This is a genomic window from Kurthia populi (genome assembly GCF_042686175.1).
GTDB classification, from domain to species: domain Bacteria; phylum Bacillota; class Bacilli; order Bacillales_A; family Planococcaceae; genus Kurthia; species Kurthia populi.
Genome location: NZ_JBHUOR010000041.1, coordinates 38,894 through 64,043, shown reverse-complemented (window position 1 = coordinate 64,043; position 25,150 = coordinate 38,894). Strand labels below are relative to the sequence as shown.

Genomic DNA, 25,150 nt, shown 5'->3' with positions numbered 1-25,150 from the left:
GAATGGTAATTCCCAATTTATACATAAAAATAGAGAAGGTGATGTCAAATTCGACATCACCTTCTCTATTAAAGGCTGGAATTTTCACTTATGTCCCAGCCTCTTCTTTTTGTTACTCATGTCTTTAACGTTGCGTTTTTTATATTGTTTAAGCTGTGTAAGATTTTTTATGCTGTTGATTAAATCGCCAAATGAATAAGAGAACGAAGAAGAAGAACGGAATCATAACCCCTTGACCGATGAGCATTTTCAATGTTGTTGCACCGTCAGTACCCCAAATAGCTACCATATATGCTGTTAGTGAGAAAATAAACAATGCGATGGGAATCCATAGAATTTTCATCATAATTGCTACTTCTACGGCGTAGCGTAGAAGCTTTCACCTCGCTTTTTTGTAATATTTATTGTTGTTCTTCTATTCGTATAGTAGTATGATTCCCTTTTTTTAAAATTTAAACACATAAAAAGAATGAAAAACAAGAAAATTAAGTTTATTTATGTAAAACAAACTTAATTTTTCCGTCAAAGGTCTGAAATTCTCTCTTTTCATGGATTTCCAATAGTTTCTGTCGTTTCTTCGTGATAAACTTATGAAGGATAAAAATATATAAAATACCCTGTTTTAAGGAGATGTTTAAACATGTTACATCAACTTTCATGGAAAGTCGGTGGGCAGCAAGGTGAAGGGATCGAATCAACTGGTGAGATTTTCTCAACAGCGATGAACCGTCTAGGCTACCACCTATACGGCTACCGTCATTTCTCTTCTCGTATTAAAGGTGGCCATACGAATAATAAAATTAACGTACGTACAACAACGGTGCATACGATTCCAGATGATAACGATATTCTTGTTGCGTTTGACCAAGAAACAATCGATGTAAACTATAAAGAGCTACATGCAGATGGTGTTATTTTAGCAGATGCAAAATTTAAGCCAGTAAAACCTGAAGATTGTGAGGCAACAATGTATATCGTGCCGTTCACAGCGACTGCAAAAGAGCTAGGAACAACATTAATGAAAAACATGGTAGCGATTGGTGCTACAGCGGCATTAATGAATTTAGAAGATACCGTATTCCAAAGTGTCGTCGACGAAATCTTTGGCCGTAAAGGGGAAGAAGTCGTAGCGAAAAACATGGAGGCTATCGCACAAGGGCATCAATTAATGCATGATTTATTAGTTGAAGCAGGGAATACAGAAGGTCAATTTGAATTAGAACCAGGCGATGGTAATCACCGTCTATTTATGATTGGGAATGAAGCAATGGCATTAGGTGCATTAGCTGCAGGTTCTCGCGTGATGAGTGCGTACCCAATTACGCCAGCTTCTGAAATTATGGAATATTTAACAAAAAAACTACCAACAGTCGGTGGTCTTGTTGTCCAAACAGAAGATGAAATCGCAGCTGTCACAATGGCAATTGGCGCTTCTTATGGTGGTGCACGTGCATTCACTGCATCAGCAGGCCCTGGTCTATCACTAATGATGGAAGGTTTAGGTCTTGCCGGTATGACAGAAACTCCACTTGTTGTCGTTGATACACAACGTGGTGGTCCATCAACAGGTCTCCCAACGAAACAAGAACAATCAGATTTATTTGCAATGCTTTACGGTACACATGGTGAGATTCCTAAAGTTATTATCGCACCGTCAACAGGTGAGGAAGCATTTTACGATATGATTCAAGCATTCAATATTGCGGATCAATTACAATTACCAGTAATCGTTCTTTCGGATTTACAGCTATCACTTGGTAAGCAAACAGTGGAACCATTTGATTATAGTAAAGTATCGATTAAACGCGGTAAATTGGAATTAGGTGATTTACCGGAAATGGAAGACAAAGCCTACTTCAAGCGCTATGAAGTGACAGAAGACGGCGTATCGACACGTGTTGTACCTGGTCAAAAATATGGTATTCACCATGTGACGGGTGTTGAGCACTCTGAAATCGGTACACCATCTGAAGCACCGGCAAATCGCCAAGCGCAAATGGATAAACGTTTCCGTAAATTAGAGTATGTTGATTTTGAGACACCTGTTTACACAGATGCGCCACATGACGAAGCAGACGTATTAATCGTTGGTTTCGGTTCTACACGCGGTGCTATCGAAGAAATTCGTCCTGTATTAGATGAACAAGGCATCAAAGCCAATCATGCACATATTCGCTTGATTCATCCATTCCCAGCAAAAGAATTACTGCCATTAATGGAAAAAGCGAAAAAAATTATTGTTGTTGAAAATAATGCGACTGGTCAGCTTGCGAGCATCATTAAGTTAAACGTCGGTCATCATGATAAAATCATCAACTTAACAAAATACGATGGTACACCATTCTTACCAAACGAATTGTTAGGTCGTGTAAAGGAGTTGCTACCAGATGGTAACATTTAAAGATTTTCGTAATACAATCAAACCGAACTGGTGTCCAGGATGCGGTGACTTCTCTGTACAAGCATCGATTCAACGCGCTGCCGCAAACCTAGAAATCGAACCACATGAATTAGCGGTCGTGTCAGGTATCGGTTGTTCAGGTCGTTTATCAGGTTATATTAATGCATATGGCTTACATGGTATCCACGGTCGTGCGCTACCAATCGCACAAGGTCTAAAACTGGCAAACCGTGACTTAAACGTTATCGCAACAGGCGGTGACGGTGATGGATTTGCTATCGGTATGGGTCACACTGTACACTCAATCCGTCGTAATATTGATGTCACGTACATTGTAATGGATAACCAAATTTATGGTTTAACAAAAGGACAAACATCCCCACGTTCTGCTGCTGGTTTCATCACGAAATCAACACCAGGTGGCGCGATTGAGCCATCACTAAAACCACTTGAAGTAGCCTTATCATCAGGTGCAACATTTGTGGCACAAGGCTTCTCAACAGATTTAAAAGAATTAACAGCGATGATTGAAGAAGGGATGAAACATAAAGGCTTCTCATTCATTAATGTATTCTCACCATGTGTGACATATAATAAAGTAAACACATATGATTGGTTCAAAGAACATTTAACAAAATTAAGTGATATTGAAGATTATGATTCTTCAAACCGTGAGCAAGCAATGCAAACGGTTATGAAGCATGAAGGTCTTGTAACAGGTATCATTTATCAAGATACTGAAACAGCTTCTTACCAAGAAAAAGTAAAAGGCTATTCAGAAAATGCATTAACTTATGACAATCTTGAATTAGGCGAAGAAAAATTAGACGAGTTAATGAAAGAATTTATGTAATCGTAATAAAAAAGAGACTGAGACAAAATACGTCATTTTCCTTTTTTAGCGTTCGCAACGAAAAACCGGAACCGCGCCACCGCGCGATTCCGGTTTTTCTTATGCTCCTAGGAGCGGTTGTTTTTTCATGTATATCCCTCTCTTTTTTTTATGTTTGGAAATGCTTTGCAATCATCGCTGAAACAGCTTGTAAATCATTTTGATCGTCGCGATTAATAAGGAAAAGTTGTCGATGATAATGCGTGGACAGCTGCTGAAAGGGAATGTTTTCTGGCAAGCTAATGCGTGACAAAATGGTTTTACCAAAGCCTTGTTGCAGTAGTGCGGTAATGATTTCATTACTATTTGTATCGATAATTTGTGCATGAATATTTTGTTCGGAAATATAGAGTTCATTAAAAAAGCGAACACCTGATTGTTTTTCACGCATCAGCCAGTAGGGACTTTCTAGATTGCCAGCGAGTACGAGCTCATCTGTACCAAGTATAGTCTTTTGAAGCGGATGCGTATCGAGTGGCTTTTCGATTAGACCAATATCTAGTCGATGCTGTGCCACGCCTTCGGCTACTTTCGCGGAATTGGATAAGGACAAAATGAAATCAATATGTGGAAAAGCGGCGACAAGCTGTGGGAAGATTTGCGGGAAGTAATGGACCGCAATCGTATTCGAACAGCCAATATGGCAACGTATACGCTTTTTACCATGCAGTTGTGTCAACGTCTGTTCGTAGTCATCAATAGTACGTAGCGCATATTGATAAAAGGTATGGGCGGCCTCAGTTGGTACGAGGCTTTTGGGACCTTTACGAATGAAGAATGTTGTATTTAATTGTTGCTCAAGTTGTTTGATCTTTGTTGAAATCGTTGGTTGTGAAATGAATAATAGTGCGGAGGCTTTTGTAAAATTTCGTTGTTCATATACTTTTACAAATACATGAAGTTGTTCAAGCATGGAATCACATCCTAATTATTTGATTTACCAATAATTATAATTTTAATTATGTATTTTTAAAATAGTAAAGTTCTTAGTATACTGAAAGCATCAAGGAGACGTGATGAACAATGAAACAACTTATTCGTGCGATACCGATTCCAATTAGCGGTGTTATGCTTGCATTATTCTCGCTCGCTAAATTAGTAAAAACATTCGAGCTAACATGGTTTGCCAATGGCCTTATTTTTATGGGTGCTGTCTTTTTAAGCGGACTATTATTAAAGATTGTATTAGCACCAGAACGCGTTTTAAAAGAAATGAAAAACCCTTTAATTGCTGCAGTGTCACCGACATTCACAATGGCGTTAATGGTGTTAAGTAGTTTGTATATGGATACAATAGTTGTATGGGAAAATATTTGGTGGTTTGCCCTTGTCCTGCATTTTGTATTGATGCTGTATTTTACGTATCGCTTCGTATTACGTACGGCGTTGACACTTTCTCATATTTATCCGAGCTGGTTTATTATGTATATCGGTATGGGCATTATGCCACTAACGGCTGGTGGACGTGCGCCAGCATTAATGGATATCGTTTTTTATAGCTGTATTACGTTTGTGATTATTCTTGTACCGCTCATGCTCGTACGTATTTTCGTGATGCGTAATTTAGAGGTGCCGACCTTGCCGTTAATTACAATTTTATGTGCGCCTGTATCTCTGACATTAGCAGGATACTTAGCGCATGTTAAAGCGGCTTCAACGACGATGGTTTTAACACTAGTTATCATTGCACAGCTATTATATGTGCTTGTGCTAACACAGCTTCCTCAATTATTACGCCTACCATTTTTTCCGAGTTATGCGGCGTTTACATTCCCACTGGTCATTTGTGCGACAGCACTGACAAATGCCGTGCATTATTTAGGCTATACAGGTCCTATCGTAACAACTGTGATTGTTGTTGAAATAACGTTTGCAACAGTCATGGTGCTCTACGTAACGGCGCGCTACATTGTCTTTTTATGGCGTGAGATGGCAAGTGCTAGAAAAGTAGCGGTCAATGAATAGGCATGTAAAAAGAGAAATCTTCGTGATTTCTCTTTTTTTATAGGAAAATCAAAATTTTTCCATTAAAATAAAAGCAAAGGAATTGTGATAAGGGGGAAGAACGATGTTTTTTGACATTCAACCATCGGAGAAAATTGCTGTTCAAAAAGCGACAGCGGCGTACACGTATGAGCAACTAGCTGAGGATGTCGCACAAATTGTCGCGATGTTAGAGACACCAAAGAAAGTAGTTGTCGGCATTATTTGCCGCAATGATTATAAAACGATTGTCCATTATGTAGCGGCACTTCAAGCGGGTCATGCAGTGATGCTCATAAATGATGACTTAGCGGTAGCCATGCTTGAAAATATCGTGACGCATTATGAGCCGGCTTTTTTACTCGGTGCAACGACGCATGATGCCTACGAAGAGATTACCGAGCAGTTTTTCAAAAAACGTCAACAACCAACCTATTCGGTTCATAAAGATTTAGCGCTACTATTAAGTACATCGGGTACGACGGGAAGCCCAAAATACGTGCGCCTCTCGTATAAAAATATACAAGCAAATACCGAGTCGATTGTCGACTATTTAGAACTAGACGAGCACGAGCGTCCCGTCATTAATTTACCATTATCATATTCGTACGGCATTTCGATTGTGAATAGTCATTTACAAGTAGGGGCGACGTTATTATTGACGTCTAAAAGCGTGAAACTCCCGTCATTTTGGTATTTTGTGAATGAATTTAAAGGGACGTCGATTGCAGGTGTGCCGTTTACGTATCAATTATTAAATCGTTTAGGCTTTGTTGATATGGATTTGCCGTCATTAAAAACATTGACGCAAGCGGGCGGTCACTTAGATGTGTATTTAGTCGATAAATTTAATCAATACGCGGTTGCAACGAATCGCAAGTTTTATGTCATGTATGGACAAACGGAAGCGGCACCACGCATCGCGTACGTCCCGTATGAGCGCCTTGCGGATAAATTAGGCACAATTGGTATCCCAGTGCCCGGCGGCCGCTTTGAGCTAGCGGATACGGGTGAATTATATTATTACGGCGATAATGTCATGATGGGCTATGCAACAGAGGCGAGAGATCTTGCAAACGGCGATGAATATGCCGGCTGTTTACCGACTGGCGATTTAGCAACAATTGATGAGGAAGGCTATGCGACCTTAATTGGGCGCATGAAAAGTTTTATTAAAATTAAAGGGCTACGCATTAATTTACATGATGTTGAAAAGACGGTCGCGAAGAAATTTGGTGTAACGGTCGCCTGTGTAGGTAATGACCAACAACTTGTCGCGGTAATTGAACACGGCGATGCATCACGTGTGAAGCGCTTTTTATGCCAGCTCTATAACTTGCATGCCAACTATGTACAAGTCGAAAGCGTCGAAGAGCTACCGCATTTGCATACCGGTAAAGTTGATTATAAAAGTATGAAGCAGTTGTACTTGCCGTAAATCATTTCCAAACCTCGCTGAATTCCGTATAATAAGAGGGATGATTTTGAGGGGGATAAAATAATGAACGAAGAACAACGTAACATGAACGAGCAGGCGAAGCCGTTCAAACCACTACAACCGACAAAGGACTATAGTGCTTATTTTCAAGCACCTTCACTAAAAGATGCGAAAAAGCGTGGTAAAGAAGAGGTTGCGTATGAGCAATTTTCAATTAATGCGCAATTTAAAGGCATGGGCAATGGCCGTAAATTTATGATTCAAACTTTTGGCTGTCAAATGAATGTCCATGATACTGAAGTGATGGCAGGAATTTTTGAAAGTCTAGGATACGAAGCAACAGAGGATGTTAACGAGGCTAATGTGATTTTACTGAATACATGTGCGATTCGTGAAAATGCGGAAAATCGTGTGTTTGGTGAGCTGGGTCATTTAAAACCATTAAAAACGAAAAATCCTGATTTATTACTTGGCGTTTGTGGCTGTATGTCACAGGAGGAAGCGGTCGTTAATAAAATCTTAAAAACATATGATCAGGTCGATATTATTTTCGGTACCCATAATATTCATAAGCTACCAGAAATCTTAAATGAAGCGTATATGTCAAAAGAAATGGTCATCGATGTATGGTCAAAAGAGGGCGATGTCATCGAAAACATGCCAAAAGTGCGTAATGGTGGTACAAAGGCATGGGTAAACATTATGTACGGCTGTGATAAGTTCTGTACGTACTGCATCGTACCGTATACACGCGGGAAAGAGCGTAGTCGTTTACCGCAAGATATTATTCAGGAAGTACGCGAGTTAGCCGCACATGGCTATCAAGAAATTACGTTGCTTGGTCAAAACGTCAATGCGTATGGTAAGGATTTAGAAGGTTTTGAATATGGCTTAGGCCATTTAATGGATGAGCTTCGTACCATTGATGTACCACGTATTCGTTTTACGACAAGTCATCCACGTGATTTTGATGATTACTTGATTGATGTGTTAGCGAAAAAAGGTAATTTAGTCGAGCATATTCATTTACCTGTACAATCTGGCTCAACAAGTATGCTAAAAATCATGGCGCGTAAGTATACACGCGAGCGTTATTTAGAATTAGTTGCTAAAATTAAGAAGGCGATTCCGGATGTTGCGTTAACGACGGATATTATCGTTGGCTTCCCGAATGAAACAGAAGAGCAATTTGAAGAAACGTTATCACTCTATCGTGAGGTGGGCTTTGAAATGGCCTTCACCTATATTTATTCTCCGCGTGAGGGCACACCTGCTGCAAAAATGGCAGATAATGTACCGATGGACGTAAAAAAAGAGCGTTTACAGCGTTTAAATGCGGTCGTTGGAGAATATAGCGAAAAGGCGTTAAAACCTTATGTGGGCCAAGTTGTTGAAGTGTTAGTAGACGGCGAAAGTAAACGAAATAAAGATGTCTTAGCGGGCTATACGCGTCGCAATAAATTAGTCAACTTCCGCGCACCAAAAGAAGTGATTGGCAAGCGTGTACTTGTACGTGTGACAGACGCAAAAATGTATTCATTAAATGGTGAGTTCGTAGAGGTTGTGGAAAAGGTGGAGGTTTAATGCCTGAACGTTTTTCAAACGAGGACATTAAGCGCAAGGCACAGCAAATTGCTGCTCAAATCGAACAGAGCGAAGAAGTAGCATTTTTCAAACGTGCAGAAGCGCAGTTAAATAATAATAAAAAAGTGCAAAAAAAAATTGCGGAAATTAAGCTGCTGCAGAAGCAAGCGGTCAATTTACAACATTACGGCAAATATGCTGCACAGCATGAGGTTGAAGCGAAAATTGATGCACTTCAGCAAGAGATTGATGATATGCCAATTGTAGACCAGTTTAAGGGCGTTCATAAAGATGTGAACGAATTACTACAGCTTGTCGCGAAGACGATGGCAGATCATCTAGAAAAATAGCAACAACGAGGCTTTGACATACGTGTAGAAATCACCTCTCATAGGAGCGTAAGAAAAACCGGAATCGCGCGGTGGCGCGGTTCCGGTTTTTCGTTGCGAACGCTAAAAAAGGAACATGACGTGTTTTGTCCCAGTCTCTTTTTTATGGCGATTTTATTATTTTTGTATTTTTTTTGATATTTTGGTGTATTATAGGAAGTTAATCAATACATAAGTGATTACGTTGGAACAGCAAATAAAGGAGGACGTAGCATGCAGCAATTAGTATTACTGCGCGGAGCAATGGGCGCAGGAAAAGACACATTTATTACCGAGCAGGGTCTAGAACCATATACATTATCATCAGATACGATTCGATTAATGTTTGAAGGGCCCTTAATGAATGACGCAGGAGAATTAACGATTAGTCAAAAAAATGACCACCGTGTGTGGGATTTATTATTCGATTTATTAGAAACGCGTATGAAGCGAGGCGAGTTTGTTGTCGTCAATGCGACGCATGCCAATAGTAAGACGCTAGCACGCTACAAAAAATTAGCACAGCACTATCGCTACCGTACATACGCTGTCGATTTTTCAGATGTGCCACTTGACGTAGTATTAAAACAAAATAAAATGCGTGCGACGTATAAGCATGTGCCAGATGCTGCCGTTATGACTGTTCATGATCAAATCCAAACGACACCATTGCCGAACTGGATTACAACACTGAAGCCACATGAATTTCGTGAGGCCATTACCTATTCGCCAACTGACTATAATAAGTGGCAAAAAATTCATCATATTGGGGATATTCACGGCTGTTATACGGCGCTTCAGCAGTATTTAAACAGCGAGCTACACGATGATGAGTTGTATATTTTTGTTGGGGATTATTTAGACCGTGGCCTTGAAAACGTGGAGGTGCTACAGTTTTTATTAACGGTGTACGAGCAGCCGAATGTCGTCCTACTACGCGGTAACCATGAGAAGAGTTTAGAGGCATGGGCGAATGATGAGGAAATCCGTGGGGGCAATTTTGGACCGACGAAGGAGCAACTAGAAGCGGCAAATATATCGAAAAAAGACGTGCGCCAGCTTTGTCGTCGTCTGCGTCAGGTCGTATATTATACGTATGATAATCAGGAGGTGCTTGTTACCCATGCAGGCATACCGAAAATGCCAGAGGATTTACATTTGATGCCGACACGTCAATTTGTATACGGTGTTGGTTCTTATAGCTTAGATGTAGACCATTTATGGGAACAGCATGAAACGACGTATCAGGTGCATGGTCATCGTAATTTATATCATTTACCAGTACAGGCAACATCGCATACATTTAATTTAGAAGGCCAGGTAGAAAAGGGACAGTATCTTCGTGCAATGACGTTATCTAAAGACGGTTTTGAGACATTTGAAATTAAAAATGATGTGTATGAGCTGTCGGAAGACAATACGGTGACCACGATTCAAGAGGATGTACCAGAGGATGAATTTATTGCGTATTTACGTGCACATGAGCTTGTGCAAGAAAAACCGATGGACGGTCATATTTCTTCATTTAACTTTACGAGACAGGCATTTACAGAGCGTGCTTGGGATGCGCTTAATATCAAAGCACGTGGGTTATTTATTAATACGAAGAACGAAAAAATTGTCGCACGTTCCTACAATAAATTTTTCAATATTGGCGAGCGAGAAGACACGAAAATGGATACACTAGCTGAAAATTTAACATTCCCGGTTGTCGCTTACTCAAAAGAGAATGGCTTCCTAGGCACTGTTGGCTATGACGAGATGAGTGATGCGCTCATTTATACGTCGAAATCACGAATCGATGGTATGCATTCCGAATGGGTGAAGGAATTATTTGAAAAACAAGTCCAGCCGCAACAACGCGAAGCGGTAAAACGCTTTTTGCATGATGAAAATGTAGCGCTCGTATTTGAGGTCATTAAAATTCAAGAAGATCCACATATTATTGACTACGATACAGACCGCCTCATTTTATTAGACATCGTGCGTCGCAGTGTTGCCTATGAAAAGCTACCCTATGATGAGGTTGTACGCTTTGCGGAAACCTTTGCGCTACCAGTGAAGCAGGTGATGGCTGAATTTGCGGATTGGTTAAGCTTCTATGAATGGTATTTACGTGTGACAAATGATCTAACACTTGAAATGGAAGGTTATGTTTTAGAAGATGCGGCGGGCTTTATGACAAAATTAAAGTTGCCGTTTTACACAGTGTGGAAAGAGCTACGTACGGTGAAGGAAGTTATTGAGCGCAAGCAAGAGGTGAAACGAAACCGATTAACGACACCACTTCATGTCGCCGTTTATACGTGGATGAAAGCACAGGAGCAAGACGTATTAAAAGAAATGTCGATTTTAGATGTGCGTAAACGATACAAAAAATAACCAATTTTATAAGGTAATTTCAAAATTATGTATTTTCCATGAAAATTTCAACATATGAAAGTAGATGTTTTTTAAGAAAATTAGAAGAAATCCTGCTCGAACTCCCTATTAGACGATGAATTTTGTTATATTATAGTATGGTTGCGTTATGCAATTTAGAATACAAATTTACCCGAGTTAGTTTTCATCAAAATTAAAGTAGGGAATACACAAGCATATAGGAAGTTTGAAGGGAGCTATGCTATGTTACACTATACACGACAAGGAACAGGCGCACCGCTTGTTCTAATCCATGGATTTTTAGGAAGCACAGCCATTTTTGACCGCGTGATTGGACCACTTTCACAAAGTTTTGATGTGATTGCTGTGGATCTACCGGGACATGGTGAAAGCGTAATGGAAAAAGAAGCGTACACAGTATACGATTATGCACAAGAAATCGTAAACGTGTTAAAAGAAGAAGGTATCGAGGAAGCAACTTGGGTGGGCCACTCACTAGGTGGGTATATCACACTTGCAGCACTTGAAAAACAATTAATGCCAATTACAAAAGCGGTATTAGCTTATTCTTCACCAGCTGCTGACAGCGAGCTTACAAAATCAAAACGTAATGACCAACAAGCCATCATCACTAAACAAGGTGTTGAGCACTATGTTGATTACACAATTACGAAATTCTTCAAAAAAGATGCAAAACCTACTGATGTCGAGTTTGCTAAAAAAATCGCAAATGGTGCTACAAAAGAAGGTTTAGTTGCAGCGCTTGAAGCAATGAAACAACGTCCGAACCAACAACAATTACTAGATACAACGGAAACACCAATCCTTGTCATCGAAGGTAAAGAGGACACAATCGTAGAGCCTGTTGAAACAGACAACTTATACGTAGAAATGATGTTAACAAACACAGGTCACTTAGGTATGCTAGAAGAACCTAGAGGCTTTGTAAACTTAATTGCAGATTTTGAAGAACAATATGCGGATACAGATGTAGAAGCTGAATCAGACGTAGAAGCTGAATAATCTTTTACTGCAATAAAAAAGAGGCAAGGGATACGTCCCTCGCCTCTTTTTTATTATGCTACGCCAATTGCGACGCAAAGCCAAGCGGCAATCAAGCATAGACCGCCAAGTGGTGTAATTGCACCAAGTTTTTTAATTCCTGTGAGTGCGAGTACATATAAGCTACCTGAGAATAAAATAATCCCGATGACCATTAGCCAGCTTGCTGTTGAAAAAATCGACTGCGCACCAAGTAATGTATCGAATTGTAGAATGCCGATAAGAATAAGACCAAGTGCATGATACATTTGATATTTAACAGCCGTCTCCCACGTTTCCCCGTAATTTGTTCCTTCAAATCGAGTCTTTAACGCGTGTGCACCAAATGCACCAATAACAACTGCTAACATGGCAATAACTGAACCTGTTACAAGCATTTTCTTCACTCCCTCTTCAAATTCCATCATAACACGTATTCCTTTTTTCACCTGCTAATTTTGATATAATAAAAGAACAATGAAAGTAGAAGCGAGGTTTTAACTGATTATGGGATATACACCTATGATGCAACAATACATTAATATAAAAAAAGATTATAAAGACGCGTTTGTTTTTTTCCGTTTAGGCGATTTCTATGAGTTGTTTTTTGACGATGCGACAAAAGCATCGCAGTTGCTTGAAATTACATTAACGGGGAAAGATGCTGGGGCACCAGAGCGCATTCCAATGTGTGGAGTCCCACATCACTCGGCACAGGGCTATATTGAGGCGCTTGTGCAAAAAGGCTATAAAGTAGCCATTTGTGAGCAAACAGAAGACCCACGCCAAGCGAAAGGTGTCGTGCGACGCGAAGTGGTACAAGTCGTGACACCAGGGACGTTAATGGAAGGCAAGGGCATGGATGGTAAAACGAATTTATTCATTGCGGCGGCTGAAAAAATTGGCGCACGTTATAGCTTTTGCTATTTAGATATTTCTACAGGTGAAGCAACAGCAACCTATGTTGACGGTGCAAATGATGACCTGATGCAGCAGCTGCAGTCACTTGGCATTCGTGAACTCGTGGTGTCCGATGCTTTTTTCGATGAGTTAAAGGAACTCGCAGATGTTTATTCGATTGTGCTATCAATTGAAGAGGATGCAATGAGTGCAGAAAACGGGGCAATGTATACAACTGCATCACCTGATGATCTTCATGCGACGATTTACAAGCTATTACGTTATATTGAGCGTACACAAATGCGCTCGCTCGCACATATTCAACCGTTTAATTATCAAGAAGTCGAGCAATACTTAAATATTGATACGCATTCAAAACGTAATCTAGAGTTAATCCACTCATTACGTGGTGGTGACCAAAAGGGTACACTGTTATGGCTACTAGATGAAACGGTCACAGCAATGGGTGGTCGTAAATTAAAACAATGGCTCCATCAACCACTAGCCAATCAGCAGGCGATTGAAAAACGTCTTGGCGTTGTGACAGCATTACTTGAAGAATATTTTTTACGCATGGAATTACAAGAGTTATTTACAAATGTTTATGATTTAGAGCGTCTTGTAGGGCGTGTAGCTTTTGGTAGTGTAGGTGGTCGTGATTTAGCTCAGCTACGTGATTCACTACGTCAGCTACCGGCGATTCAAAAGCAATTACTAGAATCAGGACGTGATAATTTAGTAGCTCTTGGCCAGGCACTGGATTTATGTGAGGATATTGAGCGTTATCTTGCAACAGCGATTACAGACAATCCACCGATTTCAATTAAAGAAGGCGATGTTATTCGCGAAGGCTATAATACACGTCTTGATGAGCTACGTGATGCCTCACGTAATGGTAAGGACTGGATTGCGCAATTAGAGAAAAAAGAACGTGAGCGTACGGGCATTAAAAACTTAAAAATTGGCTATAACCGCGTATTTGGCTACTATATTGAAATTACGAAATCAAATATTCATTTAGCGGATTTATCTCGTTATGAGCGCAAGCAAACGTTAACGAATTCAGAGCGTTATATTTCAGAGGAATTAAAAGAAAAAGAAGCGCTTATTTTAAATGCAGAGGAAGAAAGTGCTGTTTTAGAATATAAATTATTTACAGAAATCCGTGAGACGATGAAGCAATACATTGGTCGTCTGCAAAAAATTGCAGCACAAATTAGTGAGCTAGATGTGTATGCAGCGTTTGCGACGGTATCGGAAAAATATCGTTTTGTGAAGCCGGTATTCCATGCAGACCGCGCACTAAAAATCATCAACGGGCGTCACCCGGTTGTTGAAAAAATGTTGAATAAATCAACGTATGTACCAAATGACTGTGTGCTCAATGAAGCGGAAAATATGATGCTAATTACAGGTCCGAATATGTCGGGTAAATCAACGTATATGCGTCAAGTAGCACTTATTACGGTCATGGCACAAATGGGCTGCTATGTACCAGCGGATGAGGCAGTGTTACCGATTACCGACCAGATTTTCACGCGCATTGGCGCAGCTGATGACTTAGCAGGTGGTCAATCGACATTTATGGTGGAAATGCTTGAATCCCAACATGCCATCATGAATGCTACGTCTCGTAGTTTATTATTATTTGATGAAATTGGTCGTGGGACGTCAACGTATGATGGCATGAGCTTAGCACAGGCCATGATGGAATATATTCATGACCATATTGGCGCAAATACATTATTCTCAACGCACTATCACGAACTAACGTCGCTAGAAGAGCAGCTGTCGCATTTACGTAATGTACATGTTTCTGCAACAGAGCAGGATGGTCGTGTTGTATTCTTGCATAAAGTAAAAGAAGGGCCAGCTGATAAGTCATATGGGATTCATGTGGCACAGCTTGCCGATTTACCAACGGAAATTATCGAACGTGCGCATGTGTTACTTGAACAATTCGAGTCGCAAAATGATGGCGATGTAAAAATCGTTGAAAAACGCATTGAAGTACCAGTGGAACGCATTGTTGAAAAGCGTGTCGAAGTACCGGTTGAACGTATCGTTGAGGTGCCAGTCGAGCGTATTGTCGAAGTGGCGAGCGCAACGGCCGTAGCAGAACCTTCTGCACAGCTATCGCTATTTGAAGAACAGACACAAGAGGAGCAGGATGTACTAACGGAATTACGAGGCATGAACATCTCTGGAACGACACCGATGGATGCCTTGCAAATGGTTTACCGTTTACAGCAACAATTGCTAAAAAAATAACGTAAAGGAAGTGCATTCGATATGGGCAAGATTCATATTATGGATGAATTTCTATCGAATAAAATTGCGGCAGGGGAAGTTGTCGAACGCCCAGCCTCTGTTGTGAAAGAATTAGTAGAAAATGCAATTGATGCAGGCAGTACATCGATTGAAGTGTTACTTGAGGAAGCGGGCTTGATGTCGATTCAAGTCATTGATAACGGAAGTGGCATGGATGAGGAGGATGCTTTAGTATCCTTCCAGCGTCATGCGACGAGTAAAATCATTAATGAACATGACCTTTTCCGTATTCGTACACTCGGGTTCCGTGGTGAAGCATTGGCGTCAATTGCATCGGTATCAAAAGTAACTCTCGCTACATCTAATGGCGATAGTGGCATTGAAGTTGTATTAGAGGGTGGTCATGTCGTGAATAAGCGACCAGGACCACTGCGTAAAGGAACCGATATTACGGTGGCGCAGTTATTTTACAATACACCTGCGCGCTTAAAATATATGAAGACGATCCAAACAGAGCTTGGGCATACGATTGATTTAATGAACCGCCTGGCGCTGTGCTACCCGCAAATTGCTTTTAAGCTCGTACATCACGACCACGAACTATTAAAAACAAATGGTCGTGGCGATTTACGCCAAGTACTAGCAGCGATTTATGGTTTGGCGAATGCAAAAAAAATGGTCCATTTTGAAGGCGAGACCGCCGATTATAAAGTGACCGGCTATGCGACAATTCCAGAAATTACGCGCGCCTCTAAAAACTATGTATCGATTTTTGTGAATGGACGCTGGGTGCGTCATTATACAGTGCAAAAGGCGATTATTGACGCGTATCATACGTATTTACCGATTGGCCGTTTTCCAATTGCGGTGCTGCATATTGAGGGCGATCCTTTTTTAACAGATGTTAACGTCCATCCATCGAAGCAGCAAATACGTCTGAGTAAGGAAGGCGATTTAATGAAACTTATTGAAACGTCTCTTCACAACGCAGTTCGTGCATCGATGCAAGCACCTGAAATTATGAAGAAACCGAAAAAGCAAGCGGCCCAAACAGAGCAAATTAATTTTTGGAAAGGCTTGGATTATCAAAAAACGGCTGTTGAGCAATTTGGCGATAAGCCACGTCCAAAAGAATTACCGCACAAGAACGTGGCAGAAACGATATTAGAAGCGCCGCAAAATCCGCGTTATGAATTAAATGAACCTGCTGAGAAAGGTTTTAGCGAACCGGAAACATGGGAACAGATAAGAGAACGTGAAAATCACAATATGCCTGCCGAACAAGTGGAGCAGCTAGAGGAAAATACCGACTGGCCTGAACAGGAATTTTCGGAAGCATCACCGATTAAAGAGCCGTTCCCGATGGTAGAAATTGTCGGGCAAATTCATGGCACATATATTATTGCGCAAAGTGAAGATGGCTTTTACTTAATTGACCAACATGCCGCACAAGAACGTATTAAATATGAGTTTTTCAAGGATATGGTTGGTGAAGTGAACGCGGGTGAACGCCAGGCGCTATTATTACCGCTGACGTTCCATTACTCAGCTGATGAATCATTAAAATTAGTTGAGCATATGGATGAATTGACCGAAGTAGGTGTATTTTTAGAAGAGTTCGGGCAGCATTCATTTATCGTCAGAGAGCATCCTGTATGGTTCCCAAAAGGAATGGAGCAGGAAATTATTGAAGAGCTTATCGAACAAGTGCTGACTGTGCGAAAAACCGATATTAAAAAACTTCGCGAAGCAGCAGCGATTATGATGAGCTGTAAAAAGTCGATTAAAGCGAATCACTACTTAGATAAACAGCAAATGGAACGTTTATTAGTCGATTTGAAAAAATGTGTGAATCCATTTACATGTCCACATGGTCGTCCGGTAGTCGTGCATTTTAGAACGTATGAAATTGAAAAAATGTTTAAACGTGTTATGTAAATTTGAAGGGAGAGAATTTCATGTTTTCAGCTAAAAAGCGTCAAGAAACGATTGAAACACTCGAAAAATATTCATTTGACTTACTCGTTATTGGTGGTGGAATTACAGGTGCAGGAATTGCATTAGATGCCGTATCACGCGGCTTTTCAGTAGCGCTTGTGGAAATGCAGGATTTTGCGGCAGGGACATCAAGCCGCTCAACAAAGCTTGTCCACGGCGGACTACGTTATTTAAAACAATTACAAATTGATGTTGTCGCAGAAACAGGGCGTGAACGCGCGATTGTGTATGAAAATGGGCCACATATTACGACACCACTTGGTATGCTGCTACCTTTTTATAAAGGGGGCACATTTGGTCCGTTGTCTACATCGATTGGGTTAAAAGTGTATGATACATTAGCGCAAGTGAAAAAAGAAGAACGCCGCGTCATGTTGTCACCGGATGAAACATTAACGAAAGAGCCTCTTTTGAAAACAGATGGTCTACAAGGTGGCGGTCTGTACGTGGAATACCGTACGGATGATGCACGCTTGACGATTGAAGTAATGAAAAAAGCGGTAGAGCTCGGAGCGATTTGCTTAAACTATGCAAAAATGGAAGAGTTCACGTATAAAAATGGGCGTGTAGCTGGTGCGAAAGTGAAAGATGAAGTGTCAGGACGTACAATTGATATTGAAGCATTGTCGGTTATTAATGCAACGGGTCCATGGACGGATAAAGTTCGTGAAAAAGACGTCGTATCAAATAATAAAAAGCTTCGTATGACAAAAGGAGTTCATATTGTCATTGATCAATCCGTATTCCCACTCCATCAATCGGTATATTTTGATACACCAGATGGCCGTATGGTATTTGCGATTCCACGTGAGGGTAAGGCGTATATTGGGACAACGGATACATTTTATGATGAGGATCCGAAAAAGCCTGTAGCTGAGCAAGAGGACATTACGTATATTTTAGATACGATTCATTATATGTTCCCGGATGTTCATGTGACACAAAAAGACGTGGAATCTTGCTGGGCAGGGGTACGTCCATTAATTTATGAAGATGGTAAGGACCCTTCTGAAATTTCACGTAAAGATGAAATTTGGGAGGCGCCAACGGGTCTACTAACGATTGCGGGTGGTAAACTGACGGGCTATCGTCATATGGCAAAGGACATTGTTGACCGTTTAGCGAAGCGTAAGCAGTTTAAGCATTATGCAGCGTGTCAAACGCAGCATTTACCATTAGCAGGTGCAGAGGGCTTAACGCCAGAAACGTTTGAATCATTTGTTGCAAAACGAACAGCAGATGGTGAGGGATTAGGTCTTGAAACGAAGCAGGCACGCCATTTAGTCGAAAAATACGGTGCGAATGTTAGCAAATTATTTAAAATTATCGCTGCAATGCCGGAGGATACGTTTGGATTGCCAGCAGATATTTATGCAGAGGTCGTGTATGCAGTGGAGCATGAATTTGCGTATCGCCCGTCTGATGTACTTGTACATCGTACAGGTCGTATGTTTTTCAATATTGATAGCGTGCACAACTACAAAGACGGTGTCCAAAAATTGATGGCCGATTTACTACATTATAGTGAAGCGGAAAAAGAGCGTTATCGTTTAGAAGTAGAAGAGTTACTGCATGATGCCGCACATTTTGCAAAGGATGGCACGTATGCGTAAAGAAGAATTTATTTTGACAACACCGGATGGCTATCAATTAGCAACCGCTGTATATATGCCCGAGGGTGAGCAAAAGGGCTATCTGCATATTCTGCATGGGATGTCAGAGTATCATGGACGTTATGATGATTTTGCGCGTTATATCGCTTCAAATGGCTATGTCGTGGGCTTGCATTCACACCGAGGACATGGGGAAAATGCAGAACTCAATCATACACCGCTCGGTTATTATGGCCCGACAGATGGCTTTAATAAAGTAGTCGAAGACGTGCATTTCGTCATGATGACGTTGCGTACACGCTACGATTTGCCAAAGCCGATATTATTGGGGCATAGTATGGGCTCGATTGTAACACGTCGTTTCATTGAACTGTATAGTGATACGATTCAAAAGGTAATCATTATGGGGACGCTTGTGCATTCACCAATTCATCAAGTAGCTGCGCAACTGGCGAAACGTTTAGCGAAGCGAGACGGAGAAGCGACCGAGGCTAAGCTAATTGACCGATTAGGCGGCTCAAGTAATAATCGTAAAATAAAAAACGCCGAAACACCCAAGGACTGGTTGTCAACGGATCGGGCGCAAGTCGCGGCCTATTTAAAAGATCCGTATTGCAACTATACGTCAACAAATCAGTTTTATGCGGATTTTATGGAAGGCTTTGAAGTGGCATCTCGTCCAACAGAAGTCGCGAAAATTCGTAAGGACTTGCCTATGCTCCTCATTAGCGGGAGTGATGATCCGATTGGTGGTTATGGCAAAGGCGTTTGGAAAGTGGCGCGTCAATATTATGATGCGGGCATTTCAAAGCTAAGCGTGCATCTTTTTGATGGTATGCGACATGAAATTTTAAACGAAACAAATAATCAACTAATCTATCAAACGATTTTGAAATGGCTGGAGAAAAAGATTTATGAACAACAACTATGATGTGATTGCGATTGTCGGACCAACGGCAGTCGGCAAAACTGCACTAAGCATCGAGCTTGCTAAAAAGCTCGATGGAGAAATTATTAATGGCGATTCGATGCAAGTATACCGCGATTTAAATATCGGTACCGCAAAGATTACGCCAGAGGAAATGGACGGCGTGCCGCATCATTTACTCGATATTTTAGAGCCGACAGATAGTTTTTCTGTTGCAGATTATCAACAGGCGGTACGTGAAAAAATTACAGAAATTCAAGCGCGCGGTAAAATGCCAATTATCGTTGGTGGTACAGGCTTATATGTGCAAGCAGTGCTGTATGATTTTCGTTTTACGGAAGAAAAGATCGATGAAGGCGTACGTGAGGCGTATTACACAGCGCTTGAACAAGTAGGACCTGAGGCAATGCACGCGCGCCTTGCTGCGGTAGACCCTGAGACAGCGAAAACGATTCATCCGAATAATACACGTCGTGTCATTCGTGCGCTAGAAATGGCTGAGCATAGCGATGTCAAAAAATCGAATGACGCACAGCATCAAGGGGAAAAGGCATTATATCATCATTTAATTATCGGCCTTAATATGGACCGTGAAAAATTGTATGAGCGTATTAACTTACGTGTAGATATGATGCTAGAGCAAGGGCTTGTCGATGAGGTGCGTGACTTATATGACCGCGATATTCGCGATGTACAGGCAATTCGCGCGATTGGTTATAAGGAACTGTATGACTATTTTGATGGCCGCGAAACATTTGAGCAGGCGATTGAAAACTTAAAACAAAACTCTCGTCGTTATGCTAAACGACAATTGACCTACTTCCGCAATAAAATGGATATTACGTGGTATGATTCTTTTACTGCAAAAGAAGCGGTTTTTAAGGATATTTTCCAATAAATAGGGGTATACCTATTGTGTAGAATAGATTAATTGGAAGATGAGGGGGATGTCAGTTCATGAAGCCAGCGAATTTACAAGACACATATTTAAATCAGCTGCGTAAAAATGGGGTATTCGTTACCGTGTTTTTATTAAATGGATTCCAACTGAAAGGTACAATTCGTTCATACGATAACTTTACTGTACTTTTAGAAGCAGAGGGAAAACAAAATTTAATTTATAAGCATGCGATTTCAACATTCGCACCAGCGAAGTCTGTTGAGTTAACGGAAGAATAAAATTAAGCCGATTACCTTGCGGGGTATCGGCTTTTTTTGTATAGTTAAGACGAATCAATTAAAGGGGGATATTAACAATGGCATTAAAAAACATTACAGCCAATGAAGTATTAGACAAATTCGATGCAAATGAAGCATTAAATGTAATCGATGTACGTGAAGATGATGAAGTAGCAAATGGTGTAATCCCAGGTGCAATTCACATTCCACTAGGTCAAATTGCAGATCGTCAAGGCGAATTAAATAAAGAAACACCATACATTATCGTATGTCATGCAGGTGGTCGTAGCTTTACAGCAGCGTCTTACTTAGATAGCGAAGGCTTTGATGTGACAAACATGGAAGGCGGCATGAGCGCTTGGGAAGGCGAATTAGAATTCTAATTTGCCTTTAGGTCATGTAGAAGGAATGGTTAATCGCGTTGATCCATGAAAGTGAGACAAAGAAAAGGCCAATATTCTTCAATTGAATTTGACGGACGCTTTCCTGGGGGCCCCTTAGGAGTTGCCGTCAAATTCTTGTTTAACCATCTTTTTTCGGTATTCAACTGGAGAAAGGTGGTTTAACTTTGCCAAAATTCGCGTATGATTATCGTAGTTGATGTCTTCTTAACGGTTTGAACGACAACCTTATTTGTCGTTCTCAAAACATTTCAAGATAAAATGGCGTTATCAGCAAGCGTGCCTTTGAGGGACATGCTCCTGATAACGCCATTTTTTTCCGCTTGTTCATACTTGTGCGATGTCACTTCATCTGATTGCTTTTCAGAGGGGCCTTTCACTCTTGTAACTATAAATGATACATCTCTAAGTGTCTTTTTACTTTGATATTGTCTTAGACATTTAGGGCTCACAATCGTATTATTCCTTTTTTATGTTTTAAAATGGTGAAAAAGGAAATAGTAGTGTAGATAAAAAACTACATATTTGTATAATAAAATAGACAAAAAAGATGTTTATTTCTATAAAAAGATGTTTTTTCGAGAATATATTGTATTTTTATAGTTGATACACTACAATCGCTGTATACAAATAAAGACAGAGGGCAACACTTTATTGAACAGGATTGTTGCTTCACTGAATGTAAATTTTTTAAAAAATAGTTTATTAAAGGAAGCAGGTGTATCGATGATTGGCATGATTGGTATGGTAGGCGGGCTGTTACTTCTTATTTATTTAACAGTGCGTGGTGTAAATTTATTAATTTCTGCACCATTAACGGCATTATTTGTGGCGTTATTAAATGGCATTCCTCTCTTTCCACAGTTAGTAAAAGAGGGAGATCCAAACTTTGTTAGTAATTATATGAGTGGGTTTACCGGATTTGTAGGTTCATGGTACTTAATGTTCTTAGCAGGGGCTATTTTCGGTAAGGTGATGGAAGATAGTGGTGCTGCAGATGCAGTAGCGAAATGGGTTGTTGAGAAGCTAGGCGTTAAAAAAGCCATTTTAGCTATTGTCGCAGCTTGTGCGATTTTAACGTATGGCGGCGTCAGCTTATTCGTCGTTGCTTTCTCAGTGTATCCGATGGCAGTTAGTTTATTCCGTGAGGCCAATTATCCACGTCGATTCATCCCGGGGGTTATTGCGCTAGGGTCGGTTACATTTACGATGACGTCAGCGGGTTCACCGGAAATTCAAAACTGGATTCCGATTGAATATTTAGGCACATCACCATATGCAGGCTGGGAGGTCAGCATTATTGTTGCAATCTTTATGGCAGTTGGTGGTTACATTTGGATTAAGCATTTAGTTTTGAAAGCGGTTGCGAAGGGTGAAGGCTTTGTTGGACGAGCTAGTGACCCCGTTAATGATGCCTCACGCGCGCTACCGAATCCATTAATGAGCATGATTCCACTTGCGATTGTATTGATTTTATCGTTTGTGTTCCATGATAAATTAGGCACATCGGCATTAATTATTGCATTAACGAGTGGCATTGTTGCGACGTATTTAATTAATCGTAAGTATTTCCAAAATATTAGTAACGCACTATCAGAAGGAACAATGGGTGCCATTATAGCGATTGCGAATACGGCCGCAGTAGTTGGGTTTGGTGGCGTTGTAAAGGTGACAGATTCATTCCAGTCAGCAGTTGATCTAATGACAAATATTCCAGGTAGTCCATTAATTGGTGGTGCCATTGCGGTCGCAGTGATTGCTGGTCTAACAGGCTCCTCTTCAGGTGGTCAAACGATAGCGCTGCCACTGCTTGCACCACATTATTTAGATATGGGTGTCAATGCGGATGCACTTCACCGAACGATTGCGATTTCATCTGGTTCACTTGATACATTACCGCAAGGCGGCTACGTCGTAACGACGATTCGCTCGATTGCAAACGAGGAATATAAAGATGCGTATCCAGCAATGGCTGCGGTGACCGTCATTGTACCGATTATCGGTCTTATTTTAGCGATTATTTTATTCTCACTTGGACTTGGTATTTAGGAGGAATTTACATGACAGAACACGTAACAGTCATTGGGACAGGCACAATGGGGCATTCGATTGCGCTAGCGATAGCTTGGGCGAAACAGCCAGTCGTATTATACGGTATTTCAGCAGAGGAGCTAACGCGTGCACAGCAGGGTATTGCAGAGAAGGCTGAGCGCATGGTCGAGGAGGGTTTACTTCAAGCAACATCAGACATTACACCATTAATTTCGTATCACGATGATTTAGAGCAGGCACTGGCGGATACAACCTTTATCGTTGAAGCCATTCCAGAAAAATTAACGATGAAGCATGAGCTCTATCAAAAAATCGAGTCGCTTGTGTCGTCAGATGTCATTATTGCGAGCAATACGTCTGGTCTAAAGCCAAGTGATTTAGCGCTTGGTAGTCAGCATCCGGAACGCTTTATCGTGACGCACTTTTGGAATCCAGCACATTTAATTCCACTTGTGGAAATTGTGCCAGGAGCAGAAACAGTCGAGGCGACAGTCTTACGTACGAAGGAATGGATTGAAGGAATTGATAAAAAAGCGATTGTTGTACGTCAAGAGGTGCCAGGTTTTATTGGCAACCGTCTACAGTTCGCCTTATTCCGCGAAGCGCAGGCATTGTATGATGCAGGTGTTGCGACAAAAGAGGATATTGATGCGGCTGTTACGTATAGTATCGGTCGCCGCTTACCGATTACCGGGCCTTTAATAAGTGCAGATTTTGGTGGCTTAGATATTTTCAAAGATATTTCAGATTATTTATTTGATGATTTATCGACGCTTAAAGCAGCAGGTGCTGGTTTAAATGAGCTCGTTTCATACGGGCATGTCGGTGTGCGTAGTGGTCGAGGGTACTATGAATGGAACGAAGCGGAAATGAATGATGTGGCAACGAAGCGTGAAAAGTTGTTAATGCGCTTTTTACTAGAGGATCGAAATGACAAGGGAGATGCATAAGATGACAGAACGCGTTGTAATTATTACAGGTGGCGCTCAGGGGATTGGCTATGAGCTAGCACAAAAGTTTTACACAGCGGGAGATAAAGTTGTGTTAGTGGATTTACACGAAGAAGTAGCTGCGGCAGCAAAAAAATTAGGTGAGCGCGCAATTGGTATTGTGTGTGATGTCACGAATGAAGAAAAAATTAAAGATATGGTCGCGCAAGTAATGTCTGAGTTTGAGCGCATTGATGTGCTCATTAATAATGCTGGTTTACAACATGTAGCGATGATTGAAGAATTTCCGACAGAGAAGTTTCAATTGCTAATTGATGTCATGCTTGTGGCACCATTTGTTATGACAAAGCATGTTTTACCACATATGAAAAAACAGCAGTCTGGTCGCATTTTGAATATGTCGTCGATCAATGGCGTGATTGGCTTTGCGGGTAAGGCGGCATACAATTCGGCGAAGCATGGTGTCATTGGCTTCACGAAGGTGGCGGCACTTGAAACGGCAGCGCATGGTATTACAGTCAATGCAATTTGTCCAGGCTATGCGGATACAGAGCTTGTGCGTAATCAATTTGATGATCTAGCAAAAACGCGTGGCATTAGCCGTGAAGCGGTGCTAGAGGATGTATTATATCCACTTATTCCACAAAAACGATTAATTGATTTAAGTGAGATTGCGGATACGGCGTTCTTCTTAGCATCCGATAGTGCGAAAGGAATGACGGGGCAAGCAATTATTATTGATGGTGGCTATACGGCACAGTAGGAGGAC

At 41.0% G+C, this 25,150-nt stretch carries 22 protein-coding genes; 18 read left to right on the top strand and 4 right to left on the bottom strand.

The features are described from left to right. Positions 1–148 precede the first annotated feature (148 nt). Positions 149–346, bottom strand: coding sequence for a hypothetical protein (locus ACFSY7_RS08625; protein WP_380147604.1), 198 nt, complete (start codon positions 344–346; stop codon positions 149–151). 294 nt (positions 347–640) lie between these two features. On the opposite strand from ACFSY7_RS08625, the gene ACFSY7_RS08620 reads away from it, so the two are divergent. Then, positions 641–2,401 carry a 2-oxoacid:acceptor oxidoreductase subunit alpha gene (locus tag ACFSY7_RS08620; protein ID WP_380147603.1) on the top strand — a complete coding sequence of 587 codons (1,761 nt, stop codon included), beginning with the start codon at positions 641–643 and terminating at the stop codon, positions 2,399–2,401. Continuing rightward, positions 2,388–3,254, top strand: coding sequence for a 2-oxoacid:ferredoxin oxidoreductase subunit beta (locus ACFSY7_RS08615; RefSeq protein ID WP_380147602.1), 867 nt, complete (start codon positions 2,388–2,390; stop codon positions 3,252–3,254). Before ACFSY7_RS08620 ends, ACFSY7_RS08615 begins: the two co-directional genes overlap by 14 nt. A gap of 148 nt (positions 3,255–3,402) precedes the next feature. On the opposite strand, the gene ACFSY7_RS08610 is transcribed toward ACFSY7_RS08615, so the two are convergent. After that, a complete protein-coding gene (locus tag ACFSY7_RS08610) occupies positions 3,403–4,206 on the bottom strand; it encodes a LysR family transcriptional regulator (RefSeq protein WP_126990724.1) in 804 nt (267 codons plus the stop codon). A 110-nt stretch (positions 4,207–4,316) separates the two neighbouring features. Between ACFSY7_RS08610 and ACFSY7_RS08605 the strand changes: the two genes are divergently transcribed. The 6 genes from ACFSY7_RS08605 (at position 4,317) to ACFSY7_RS08580 (ending at position 12,071) form a co-directional block, all read left to right on the top strand. Continuing rightward, entirely contained in the window at positions 4,317–5,258 is a 942-nt protein-coding gene (locus ACFSY7_RS08605) for a TDT family transporter (protein ID WP_380147601.1), read from the top strand. 103 nt (positions 5,259–5,361) lie between these two features. Continuing rightward, a complete protein-coding gene (locus ACFSY7_RS08600) occupies positions 5,362–6,714 on the top strand; it encodes an AMP-binding protein (protein ID WP_380147600.1) in 1,353 nt (450 codons plus the stop codon). 63 nt (positions 6,715–6,777) lie between these two features. Beyond that, complete coding sequence (miaB, locus tag ACFSY7_RS08595; protein WP_380147599.1) at positions 6,778–8,298, top strand: tRNA (N6-isopentenyl adenosine(37)-C2)-methylthiotransferase MiaB; 1,521 nt, start codon at positions 6,778–6,780, stop codon at positions 8,296–8,298. After that, positions 8,298–8,648 carry a RicAFT regulatory complex protein RicA family protein gene (locus tag ACFSY7_RS08590; protein WP_126990720.1) on the top strand — a complete coding sequence of 117 codons (351 nt, stop codon included), beginning with the start codon at positions 8,298–8,300 and terminating at the stop codon, positions 8,646–8,648. Before miaB ends, ACFSY7_RS08590 begins: the two co-directional genes overlap by 1 nt. 252 nt (positions 8,649–8,900) lie before the next feature. Further along, positions 8,901–11,048: an RNA ligase gene (locus tag ACFSY7_RS08585; protein ID WP_380147598.1), complete on the top strand. Its 2,148-nt coding sequence runs from the start codon at positions 8,901–8,903 to the stop codon at positions 11,046–11,048. Between the two features lie 243 nt (positions 11,049–11,291). Then, positions 11,292–12,071: an alpha/beta fold hydrolase gene (locus ACFSY7_RS08580; protein WP_126990718.1), complete on the top strand. Its 780-nt coding sequence runs from the start codon at positions 11,292–11,294 to the stop codon at positions 12,069–12,071. A gap of 53 nt (positions 12,072–12,124) precedes the next feature. On the opposite strand, the gene ACFSY7_RS08575 is transcribed toward ACFSY7_RS08580, so the two are convergent. Next, positions 12,125–12,517: a DUF423 domain-containing protein gene (locus tag ACFSY7_RS08575; RefSeq protein ID WP_380147597.1), complete on the bottom strand. Its 393-nt coding sequence runs from the start codon at positions 12,515–12,517 to the stop codon at positions 12,125–12,127. Positions 12,518–12,596: 79 nt separating this feature from the next. Here ACFSY7_RS08575 and mutS point away from each other — a divergent pair, with 79 nt between their 5' ends. From mutS to ACFSY7_RS08540, 7 genes are all read left to right on the top strand, one after another. Beyond that, a complete protein-coding gene (gene mutS / locus ACFSY7_RS08570) occupies positions 12,597–15,260 on the top strand; it encodes a DNA mismatch repair protein MutS (protein WP_380147595.1) in 2,664 nt (887 codons plus the stop codon). 21 nt (positions 15,261–15,281) lie between these two features. Continuing rightward, positions 15,282–17,198 (top strand): DNA mismatch repair endonuclease MutL, encoded by a 1,917-nt coding sequence (gene mutL / locus ACFSY7_RS08565; protein WP_380147593.1) that lies wholly within the window; start codon positions 15,282–15,284, stop codon positions 17,196–17,198. A gap of 20 nt (positions 17,199–17,218) precedes the next feature. Next, positions 17,219–18,871 (top strand): glycerol-3-phosphate dehydrogenase/oxidase, encoded by a 1,653-nt coding sequence (locus ACFSY7_RS08560; protein ID WP_380147592.1) that lies wholly within the window; start codon positions 17,219–17,221, stop codon positions 18,869–18,871. Beyond that, the gene (locus ACFSY7_RS08555; RefSeq protein WP_380147591.1) at positions 18,864–19,802 is read left to right on the top strand and encodes an alpha/beta hydrolase; all 939 of its coding nucleotides are present in this window, start codon (positions 18,864–18,866) and stop codon (positions 19,800–19,802) included. The genes ACFSY7_RS08560 and ACFSY7_RS08555 overlap by 8 nt, the downstream gene beginning before the upstream one ends. Then, on the top strand, positions 19,786–20,697 hold the full coding sequence (miaA, locus tag ACFSY7_RS08550; protein WP_380147590.1) for a tRNA (adenosine(37)-N6)-dimethylallyltransferase MiaA: 912 nt from the start codon (positions 19,786–19,788) through the stop codon (positions 20,695–20,697). Before ACFSY7_RS08555 ends, miaA begins: the two co-directional genes overlap by 17 nt. Positions 20,698–20,756: 59 nt before the next feature. Continuing rightward, on the top strand, positions 20,757–20,978 hold the full coding sequence (gene hfq, locus ACFSY7_RS08545; RefSeq protein ID WP_020189530.1) for an RNA chaperone Hfq: 222 nt from the start codon (positions 20,757–20,759) through the stop codon (positions 20,976–20,978). A 77-nt stretch (positions 20,979–21,055) separates the two neighbouring features. Then, positions 21,056–21,361 (top strand): rhodanese-like domain-containing protein, encoded by a 306-nt coding sequence (locus ACFSY7_RS08540; RefSeq protein WP_020189531.1) that lies wholly within the window; start codon positions 21,056–21,058, stop codon positions 21,359–21,361. A gap of 114 nt (positions 21,362–21,475) precedes the next feature. On the opposite strand, the gene ACFSY7_RS08535 is transcribed toward ACFSY7_RS08540, so the two are convergent. Then, complete coding sequence (locus tag ACFSY7_RS08535) at positions 21,476–21,580, bottom strand: IS3 family transposase (RefSeq protein WP_380147606.1); 105 nt, start codon at positions 21,578–21,580, stop codon at positions 21,476–21,478. 525 nt (positions 21,581–22,105) lie between these two features. On the opposite strand from ACFSY7_RS08535, the gene ACFSY7_RS08530 reads away from it, so the two are divergent. Genes ACFSY7_RS08530 through ACFSY7_RS08520 form a run of 3 tightly spaced genes read left to right on the top strand, consistent with a single transcriptional unit; the run spans position 22,106 to position 25,144 of the window. Next, complete coding sequence (locus ACFSY7_RS08530) at positions 22,106–23,428, top strand: GntP family permease (protein ID WP_380147605.1); 1,323 nt, start codon at positions 22,106–22,108, stop codon at positions 23,426–23,428. A gap of 11 nt (positions 23,429–23,439) precedes the next feature. Then, positions 23,440–24,381: a 3-hydroxyacyl-CoA dehydrogenase family protein gene (locus tag ACFSY7_RS08525; protein ID WP_380147589.1), complete on the top strand. Its 942-nt coding sequence runs from the start codon at positions 23,440–23,442 to the stop codon at positions 24,379–24,381. A 1-nt stretch (position 24,382) separates the two neighbouring features. After that, positions 24,383–25,144: a 3-hydroxybutyrate dehydrogenase gene (locus tag ACFSY7_RS08520; RefSeq protein ID WP_380147587.1), complete on the top strand. Its 762-nt coding sequence runs from the start codon at positions 24,383–24,385 to the stop codon at positions 25,142–25,144. Positions 25,145–25,150: the final 6 nt, after the last annotated feature.